An 8815-nucleotide genomic window follows, 5' to 3' on the forward strand; every position below is an offset into this window, starting at 1 on the left:
GCCCGTGCGGTCGCTGCGACCCGGGAGAAGGCCGGGGACGAGGACGTGTGGAACGACCTCTCCCGGAGCATCGCGGCGCCGCCCGGTCCGCCCGGTCCGCCCGCGGAGAACTCCTCGCCGAGGAGGGCGAGGAAGCGCAGCGCGGCGGCCGCGTCGTCCTCGCCGGCGCGTTCCAGGGCGCGTTGCGTGGCCCGGGCCAGGACGCGGAAGTGATCGGCCGCGACCTTGCGGGCCGTGGGCTCGTAGTAGAGGTGCACGACGCGGCGGTCGGCCGAGTCCCGGACGCGCCGGACGTGCCCCGCCTTCTCCAGGCGGTCGAGGCACGCGGTGACGGAACCCGACGTGATCCCGAGGTGCTGCCCGAGGCGGCCGGGGGTGAGCGGGGACGGGGCGTCGAGGAGGGCGGCCAGGGCCTGGATGTCCGTGGCGTGCAGTCCCTGTTCCCCGGCGAAGCGGTGGATCAGCCCGTTCATCTCGCCGTTGATGTGGCGCAGGTGGCGGGCTACGGCCATCAGCCGTACGTCGCCCGTGCCCGGCCGCCCGGCACGGGGCCCCTCGTCTTCTCGCCGGTCAGCCGCCTCCACCCGCACAGACTAACCCCTGGGCGGATCGCCCCGAGAAGGACGGCGGGGCCCCGGACACACCCGGCGCACCGGGGCCGCGGCGTGCCCGTCGGCCCCCGCGCCGGCATCCGGGCGGGGCCGTCCGGTCCGGTCACACGGGGGCCGCGGCGTTCGGGTCGATCATCCCCATGTCGAAGCCGAAGGCGAAGGGCAGCCGCCACAGGCAATGGGGCAGCAGGACGAACGGGATCGCACGCGCGGTGCGGACCGCCCAGCGCGGGACGGGCCGCTCGGTGTCGTACGGAGGCGTGTTCGGGCGTGGTGAGCTGGTCGTGGTCACGCGTCCCAGCCTCTTCGAGGCCCCCGGTCCCGCCGTCACCCCAGAGGCGGACCTGTCTCCCCCACGCGGGTGAGCGTCCCGCCGCCGGTGTCCTCCCGCGCGGTGATGGAAGGCGCCGTCACCCGGATGGAGAGCCGGGTGATACCCCGTGTCCGGACGGTCAGAGCCTTGACTGGACGGGACGGACAACTGTGGAGGCGTGATGGCGATCGTGTGGATGCGTGGCGTGGCCGGTGTGGTGGTCGTGGCGGCACTGGCGCTGGGTACGGCGGGCTGCTCGGGGGACGGTGATCCGGGCACGGCGGCCTCGAAGGCCGCTTCTGCCGTGGAGTCGGCCGGGGCGGCGGTCTCCTCCGCCGCGTCCGGGGCGTCGGACGCGGCGGCGTCCGCCGCCGCCGTGGCCAAGGACAGGCTCGGGGAGGTCAAGGACGGGGTGGACGCGAAGGCGGAGGTGACCTTGGGCGCTCCCGCGGCCGACGGGGAGGGCTTCACGACCGTGCCCGTGTCCGTGAAGAACACCGACGGGTCGGCGAAGTCGTTCGCGGTGCAGGTGAACATGAAGGACGAGAGCGGGAACCTCCTGGACACGGTCGTGGTGACGGTCGCGGACGTGCCCGGGAACGCGACGGGGCAGGGCACCGCGCGCAGCACGCACAAGCTGTCCGGCACGGTCACGGCGGAAACGGGTACGGCACTGCGGTACTAGGGGGTGTCGCCGCGCCGGCCTCCGCGCAATGGCGGGGCCGGCCGGGCTCCCGCCGTGCCGAGGCCCCCTGATCCCGCTGGTCAGCGGCGCCCCTTGGGCGTTCCGCCGAGGGGAACCGGCGGCCGTGGTCCGGACAGCCCATGGTGTCCCGGGGCGCCGGCGGATTGGATGGCCGGGATCATGACGGCGGGGGACGGAGGCGAGCGCGTGGCATCGATGCTGGAGGGCTGTACGCCCTGGCCCGAGGAGTTCGCCGACCGCTACCGGGCGGCCGGCCACTGGCGCGGCGGCACGCTGGACGACCTGCTGCGCGACCGGGCCCTGCGCCACGGTCCGCGGACCGCGCTCGTGCACGGCGAAACCCGCCTCACGTACGCGAACCTGAACCGGCGCGCGGACCGCATGGCCGCCGGGTTCCGGCTGCGCGGCCTGCGCCCCGGGCAACGGGTCGTCGTCCAGCTGCCGAACGTCCCCGAGCTGGTCATCACCCTGTTCGCGCTGATGCGGGCCGGCGTCGTCCCCGTGCTCTGCCCGGTCTCCTGCCGGGCGGCCGAGGTGTCCCCGCTGGTGCGGCTCACCCAGGCCGTGGGCTACGTCGCTCCCGCCGCGTACCGGGGCTTCGACCACACGGCGATGGCCGCGGGCATCGCGGCCGAAGGGCCCTTCCTCCGGCGGGTGTTCCCCCTCGACGCGCCGGGCGAAGCGTCCCCGTACGGCGGCTTCACGACCGACCCCTCGGGCTGTCACTACTTCCCGCTGGGCTCCCTCGACTCCCCGCCCGACCGGGTGCTCGCGCAGAGCGCCGGCCAGGTGGCGTTCTTCCTGCTGTCCGGCACGGCCGCCGGGGAGCCCCTGCTCGTTCCGCGCACCCACGACGACTTCGCCTACCAGGCGCGGGCCGCCGCCGAGCTGGTGTCGCTCGGCGAGGACGACGTGTACCTCGCCGCGCTGCCCGCCGTGTCCAGTCTGGTCCTCGGCTCCCCCGGCATCGTCGGCACCCTCTGCGTCGGCGGCACCATCGTCCTGGCCGAGGACCCGGGACCGGCCGACTGCCTTGCGGTCGTGGAGCGGGAGCGGGTCACCGTCACGTCGGTGGAGCCCTCCGTCGCCCGGCTCTGGCTCGACGCGGCTCCCGCGGCCGGGACCGGAGCCCACGGTCCGCGCCTGGTGCAGATCGGCGGCGTGCCCGGGGACCGGGGTGCCGCCGGCCTGACGAGCCCCGTACGGGGCTGCAGTGCGCAGCTGGTCTTCGGCGGCGCCGAGGGTCCGCTCACCCTCTCCCCGCCCGAGGGTCCGGACGGAACGGTGCCCGGCGCGTGGGGCCGCCCGCTCTCGCCCGACGACGAGATCCGCCTGGCCGACGCCGACGGCGTGGACGCGCCGGAGGGGGAGACCGGCGAACTCCTCGCCCGCGGTCCGTACACCCCGCGGGGCTACTACCGGGCGCCCGGCCACAACGCCCGCTCCTTCACCGCCGACGGTTACTTCCGCACCGGCGTCCTCGCCCGGCGCACCCCGGACGGCGGCCTGGTCGTGACGGGCTCCCTCGATGAACTGCCCCGGCCGGCCGGGCAAGGGGATCCGTCCGTCCCGTGACGGCCAGACACGTGACGGCCAACGTCGTGACGGCCCGTCACATGAAGGACCGTCACATGACGGGCCCTGGCCGGGGCCGCCCCGGGGTCAGCCCGGTTCACCCGCGGTCGGAAGAAGCCGGGCCGACAGGTCCCGATCGGCGCGGACACGCCTCCCCCGCGCCGCCGGGCGGGGCGGAGACCGCGCCTTCCGTGCGGACGGGTTCACCCGAACGGCCGCGCTCCGGTGTCCTTCCCCCGGGTCACGGCGAAGGCTGAAGTCGCGCCTGAAGCGGCGTTCCCTCAGGTCAAGGAGAATCCCGTGGCCCACCAGACGACACCCCAGCCCTCCAGCCCCGCCCCGCACCGGTCCTACGACACCGGGAGCCCCTGGGCGGCCGGCGGCACCGTGTTCGCCGCCGTCCTGCTCCTCGTGGACGGCGTACTCGGCGTGATCAAGGGGATCGCCGGCATCGCCGAGGACGACGTCTACACCCGCGTGGGCGACTACACGTTCAAGCTCAACGTGACGTCGTGGGGCTGGATCCACCTGGTGCTCGGCATCATCCTGATCGTCGTCGGCGCCGGACTCTTCAAGGGAGCCCTCTGGGCCCGCGCGATGGGCGTGGCCCTGGCCGGCATCAGCGTGATCCTGAACTTCATGTGGCTGCCCTACACGCCGGTCTGGGCCATCGTCTCGATCGCCATCGGCCTCTTCGTCATCTGGGCCCTGTGCACCGGCAGCGTCCGGCAGGACTCCCGCACCGCCTGACGTACGCCGTGGCCGCGCCGCCGCCGTCCCCGGGCGCCGCGCGCTCGACCGCGGCCGCGGCGGGACCCCGGCGCCATGGCGACCGGGCCCGCCGCGGATGACGTCGTCGGGCGGACGCTCCCGATCACGCCCGTCAGGGTCCACCGGCACCGGCGGCATCCCCCCACCCCCGGTCCCCCGCCCCCGTCCGCCGCGGCCCGGCCGGGCCGTCCCCGCCAGCCCCTGGAGGGCCGATGCGCCGCTACCCGCCCATTGCCGAGCACGGCCTGATCGGTGACCTCCAGACCTGCGCGCTGATCTCCTCCGAGGGAGTGCTCGACTGGTTCTGCTCGCCGCGCTTCGACGCGCCCAGCGTCTTCGCGGGCCTCCTCGACCACGACCGCGGCGGGTACTTCGCCATCACCGCGGACGCCCCGGCCCCCGCGGCCGGTGCCACGAACGGCGGCGGCGGCCCCGGTGACGCGTACGGCCCGCCCGGCGTCACCTCGCGTCAGCTCTACCTGGCCGACACCGGCATCCTCATCACCCGTTTCCTCACGCCCGAGGGCGTCGGCGAGATCGTGGACTTCATGCCGGTGCACGACCCCCACACCGTCACCGACCGGCACCAGATCGTGCGCTTCATGCGGGTGGTCCGGGGGGCGGTGCGCTTCACGCTGGAGTGCCGCCCCCGCTTCGACTACGGACGGCTCCCGCACGCGCTGGCCTCGGACGGGTCCACGGCACGCTTCGAGGGGCCGGGCATCACCGCGCACCTGCAGGCGGTCGGCGCCCTGTCGCTGGAGTCCGACGACCGGGACGTGCGAGCCCGCGTCGCTCTGCGGGCGGGCGAACACGCGGCCGTCGTGCTGACGGTCTGCGACGCGGGCGGAGCGGCCCCGCCGCCGGTGACCATGGCCGACGTGGCGGAGCAGTTCACCGGTGTGCGCCGCTTCTGGCACGACTGGATCGGACGCTGCAGTTACCGGGGCCGGTGGCAGGAGATGGTGAACCGCTCCGCGATCACCCTCAAGCTCCTCACGTACGCCCCCACCGGCGCCCCGGTCGCCGCCGCCACCATGGGCCTGCCCGAACAGGAGGGCGGGGAGCGGAACTGGGACTACCGCTACACCTGGGTCCGCGACGCCTCCCTCTCGGTGCGCGCCATGCGGGACCTCGGGTTCACGCAGGAGGCGAACGCCTTCCGCGACTGGCTCGGGCAGCGTCTCCGGGAGGGCCGCGCGCCCAACGGTGAGCCCCTGCAGATCATGTACCGCGTCGACGGGGACCCGTACCTGCACGAGGAAGTCCTCGGCCACCTCGAGGGATGGCGCTCCTCCGCCCCGGTGCGCGCGGGCAACGGCGCCGCCGGCCAGCTCCAGCTGGACATCTACGGCGAGGCCGTCTACGCCCTCGCTCAGTCCGGGCAGGTCGCCAACATCATCGGCTACGACGGCTGGAAGCGCTGCGCGGAGGTGCTGGACTGGCTGTGCGAGAACTGGGACCGTCCCGACGAGGGCATCTGGGAGACCCGGGGCGGTCAGCAGGACTTCACCTACAGCCGCCTCATGTGCTGGGTCGCCTTCGACCGCGGCATCCGCCAGGCCACGGCCAACGCCCGCCCCGCGGACCTGGCCCGGTGGACCGCGGCGCGCGACGCCCTGCTGGAGCAGATCATGACCCGCGGCTGGAGCACGCGACGGCAGGCGTTCGTCCAGCACTACGGCAGCGAGGTCCTGGACGCCTCGCTGCTGCTGATGCCCCTGGTCGGTTTCATCGCCCCGCGGGATCCGCGGTGGCTCTCCACGCTCGACGCGATGGAGGGCGAGCTGGTCTCCGACAGCCTCGTCTACCGCTACGACCCGGCCGCCTCGCCCGACGGCCTCCAGGGGGCGGAGGGCACGTTCTCCCTGTGCAGCTTCCTGTACGTCTACGCCCTCGCCCGGGCGGGGCGGATCGAGCAGGCCCGCTACGCCTTCGACAAGATGCTCACCTACGCCAACCACATCGGGCTGTTCGCCGAGGAGATCGGCCCCACCGGCGAGCAGCTCGGCAACTTCCCCCAGGCGTTCACCCACCTGGCGCTGATCACGGCCGCCGTGGCCCTCGACGACGAACTCGACCGGGCCGCGAACCGCGGGTAGCCCGGGCCGCGGGTGGCCGGAACCGCGGGTAGCCCGGGCCGCGGGTGGCCGGAACCGCGGGTGGCCCGGGCCGCCGGCCGCCCCGCCCGTCCGGGAGCCGGGGCCCCGGCTCCCTGACGGGCGTCGCGCAGGGCCGTGTACACCGACCAGGTCACCGAGACCAGCGGGACCGCGACGACCGCGCCCACCACTCCCGCGGCGATGGCTCCGGCGATCACCGACACCGCCACCACCAGGGGGTGCAGCCGGACCGCCCAGCTCATCACCAGCGGATGCAGCAGGTGCCCCTCGATCTGGCCGATGACCACGATCAGGGCGACCACCGCGGCCGCGGTGACCGGTCCCTTCGCGGCGAGCGCGACCACGGCGGCGACCGCCAGCGCGACCGGCGAGCCGACGAGGGGGACGAACGCCGCGAAGAACTCCAGCAGCGCCAGCGGAACGGCCAGCGGAACCCCCAGGAAGTACAGGGCCACTCCGACGAGGACGGCGTTCGTCGCCGCGATCAGCACGATCCCGTGGGTGTAGCCGGTGAACGTGCGCCAGGCCGCCCGCCCGGCGACCCCCACACGCTCGCGCGCCGGGTCGGGCAGCTGCGCGCGGAACCACGACCACTGGCGGTCGCCGCCGTGCAGGAAGAGGACGGCGGAGAAGAGCGCGAGGGCGACCACGGTGAGGACCTCCACCAGGTGCCCGGCGCCACTGAGCGCCGTACTGACCAGGGTGGACCGGTGACTGGAGAGGTACTCCCCGAGGCGCTCCTGTACGTCCGACAGCGCGCCGGGGTTCAGCCGGAACGGCGGCCGCTCCAGCCACGCCTCGATGCTGTCGAGGCCCGCGCGGAACTCCCGCACCAGGGTGGTGCTCTCTCCCGCCACCGCCTCGCCCACCAGTGCCAGCCCGCCCAGCACCAGCACCGCGCTGCCGGTCAGGCAGACGGCGACCGCCAGTGCCCGGGGCATGACGCGCTCCATCCGCCGGACGGGAACGCAGAGCAGCGCCGTGACGACCAGGCCGAGGAAGAGCGCGACGGCGATCTCGTGGAACCGGCCGAGCACCGCGAAGACCGCGTAGACGGCGGCGCCGACGACCAGCAGACGCCAGGCGTAGGACGCGGCCGTACGCAGGAACGCGGAGACCGGGGGCATGACCCATGGCTGCCACCGTGTGACGGCCTTGGCACGCGCCCGGTACCGGATTCGCCCGTCCGGGGTGGGTAAATGCGTTGCCGGGGGGTGCGCCACCGCTGACGATGGATCCTCGTGAGCACTTCCCGATGGGCAGCCGTACTGCCCGACCTCTCCCCCTGGCGGTCCGGCCGGGACTTCCGGCTGCTGTTCTACCAGGGCACGATCACCTTCTTCGGCTCGTTCATGGCGATGATCGCGCTGCCGCTCCAGATCAAGCACATGACGGACTCGCCGCTGGCGGTCGGGGCGATGGGCGCGGTGGAGCTGGTGCCGCTGGTGGTCTGCGGGCTGTACGGGGGCGCGCTGGCCGACGCCGTGGACCGGCGGCGGCTGATCCTGCTGACCGAGGCCGGGCTCGGAGTGCTCGCGCTGGTACTGCTGGTGAACGCGCTCCTGCCGGACCCGCTGCTGTGGCCGCTGTACGTGGTGGCGGCCGGTGTGTCGGCGCTGACCGGACTGCAGCGCCCGGCGCTGGACTCGCTGATGGCGAGGATCGTGCCGCACGACCAGCTGGCGGCGGCCGCCGCGCTGGGCGGGCTGCGCTACCAGTTCGGCGCGATCGCGGGTCCGGCACTGGCCGGCCTCGTCGTCGCCTTCGCGGGCTACGCCTCGGCGTACGCCGTCACCGTCACCGGGTTCCTCGTCTCGGTGCTGCTGTGCGTGCGGCTGGCCCCGGCCCCGCCCGTGAAGGACGCGGAGCGTCCGTCGCTGCGCGGGATCGCCGAGGGCGCGCGCTACGCGTGGGGCCGTCCGGTGCTGCTGGGAACGTACGCCGTCGACCTGGCGGCGATGCTCTTCGCCTTCCCGAACGCGATCCTGCCGTTCCTGGCGGACGAGCTCGACGCCGTGTGGGCCCTGGGCCTGATGTACGCGGCGGGCGCGGTGGGTTCGCTGGTGCTGGGTCTGACGAGCGGCTGGGTGTCGCGGGTACGCCGGCACGGGCTGCTGGTGGTGTGCGGGGCCGCGGTGTGGGGGCTGGCCATCGCGGCGGCGGGCTGGTTCACGACGGTCTGGCCGGTGCTGCTGTGCCTGGCGGTGGCGGGCGCGGGCGACATGCTGAGCGGGCTGGGACGCAGCACGATCTGGAACCAGACGATCCCCGAGGGGCTGCGCGGGCGGCTGGCGGGCATCGAGGTCCTCTCGTACAGCGTGGGCCCGCAGCTCGGCCAGGTCCGGGCGGGGGCGATGGCGGGCTGGACGGGCACCCGTACGGCGTTCTGGAGCGGCGGGCTGGCCTGTGTGGCCTCGGTGGCCGTACTGGCGGCGCTGCTGCCGAAGCTGATCTCGTACGACGCGCACACCGACGAGGACGCGCTGAACCAGCGGGCGGCCCGCGAGGCGGAGGCCGGGGCCGGGCCGCGTACCGCGGCGGCCTGACCTGGGGAGGGTGGCGCTCGGGCGCCGCGCGGTGCCGTAGGGTGGTGTTCACCGACGCGGGGTGGAGCAGCTCGGTAGCTCGCTGGGCTCATAACCCAGAGGTCGCAGGTTCAAATCCTGTCCCCGCTACTGCCCAGGAGGGCCCGGATCCTGACGGATCCGGGCCCTCC

The 8815-nt window shown here is 74.4% G+C and carries 6 protein-coding genes, 1 tRNA gene and 2 pseudogenes; 6 read left to right on the forward strand and 3 right to left on the reverse strand.

Annotated elements, in window-relative coordinates:
• Window positions 1–86: 86 nt before the first annotated feature.
• A pseudogene (locus ABT106_RS29190) lies at window positions 87–512 on the reverse strand (MarR family winged helix-turn-helix transcriptional regulator); the annotation flags it as partial.
• Window positions 513–714: 202 nt separating this feature from the next.
• A complete protein-coding gene (locus ABT106_RS29195; RefSeq protein WP_351283298.1) occupies window positions 715–903 on the reverse strand; it encodes a hypothetical protein in 189 nt (62 codons plus the stop codon).
• Window positions 904–1105: 202 nt separating this feature from the next.
• On the opposite strand from ABT106_RS29195, the gene ABT106_RS29200 reads away from it, so the two are divergent.
• The 4 genes from ABT106_RS29200 to ABT106_RS29215 all read left to right on the forward strand — a co-directional run bounded on the left by ABT106_RS29200 (window position 1106) and on the right by ABT106_RS29215 (window position 6078).
• Entirely contained in the window at window positions 1106–1609 is a 504-nt protein-coding gene (locus ABT106_RS29200; protein WP_351283286.1) for a hypothetical protein, read from the forward strand.
• Between the two features lie 216 nt (window positions 1610–1825).
• The gene (locus ABT106_RS29205; protein ID WP_351283293.1) at window positions 1826–3205 is read left to right on the forward strand and encodes an AMP-binding protein; all 1380 of its coding nucleotides are present in this window, start codon (window positions 1826–1828) and stop codon (window positions 3203–3205) included.
• A 300-nt stretch (window positions 3206–3505) separates the two neighbouring features.
• Window positions 3506–3955 carry a DUF7144 family membrane protein gene (locus ABT106_RS29210; protein ID WP_351283288.1) on the forward strand — a complete coding sequence of 150 codons (450 nt, stop codon included), beginning with the start codon at window positions 3506–3508 and terminating at the stop codon, window positions 3953–3955.
• Window positions 3956–4188: 233 nt separating this feature from the next.
• Window positions 4189–6078, forward strand: coding sequence for a glycoside hydrolase family 15 protein (locus ABT106_RS29215; protein ID WP_351283291.1), 1890 nt, complete (start codon window positions 4189–4191; stop codon window positions 6076–6078).
• 101 nt (window positions 6079–6179) lie between these two features.
• Here ABT106_RS29215 and ABT106_RS29220 read toward each other — a convergent pair.
• Window positions 6180–7226 (reverse strand): annotated as a pseudogene (locus ABT106_RS29220) (AI-2E family transporter); the annotation flags it as partial.
• A gap of 114 nt (window positions 7227–7340) precedes the next feature.
• On the opposite strand from ABT106_RS29220, the gene ABT106_RS29225 reads away from it, so the two are divergent.
• Both ABT106_RS29225 and ABT106_RS29230 read left to right on the forward strand, forming a co-directional pair.
• Window positions 7341–8645: an MFS transporter gene (locus ABT106_RS29225; RefSeq protein ID WP_502979517.1), complete on the forward strand. Its 1305-nt coding sequence runs from the start codon at window positions 7341–7343 to the stop codon at window positions 8643–8645.
• Between the two features lie 55 nt (window positions 8646–8700).
• Window positions 8701–8774, forward strand: a tRNA-Met gene (locus ABT106_RS29230).
• The last annotated feature ends 41 nt before the right edge of the window (window positions 8775–8815 follow it).

The sequence above is a fragment of the Streptomyces sp. NPDC002044 genome (genome assembly GCF_040296725.1).
Classification (GTDB): Bacteria; Actinomycetota; Actinomycetes; order Streptomycetales; family Streptomycetaceae; genus Streptomyces; species Streptomyces antarcticus.

Excerpts from the sequence above, each read along its gene's own strand:
- ABT106_RS29200 (WP_351283286.1), top strand. The coding sequence starts at position 1,106 with ATGGCGATCGTGTGGATGCGTGGCGTGGCCGGTGTGGTGGTCGTGGCG.
- ABT106_RS29215 (WP_351283291.1), top strand. The coding sequence starts at position 4,189 with ATGCGCCGCTACCCGCCCATTGCCGAGCACGGCCTGATCGGTGACCTC.
- ABT106_RS29205 (WP_351283293.1), top strand. The coding sequence starts at position 1,826 with ATGCTGGAGGGCTGTACGCCCTGGCCCGAGGAGTTCGCCGACCGCTAC.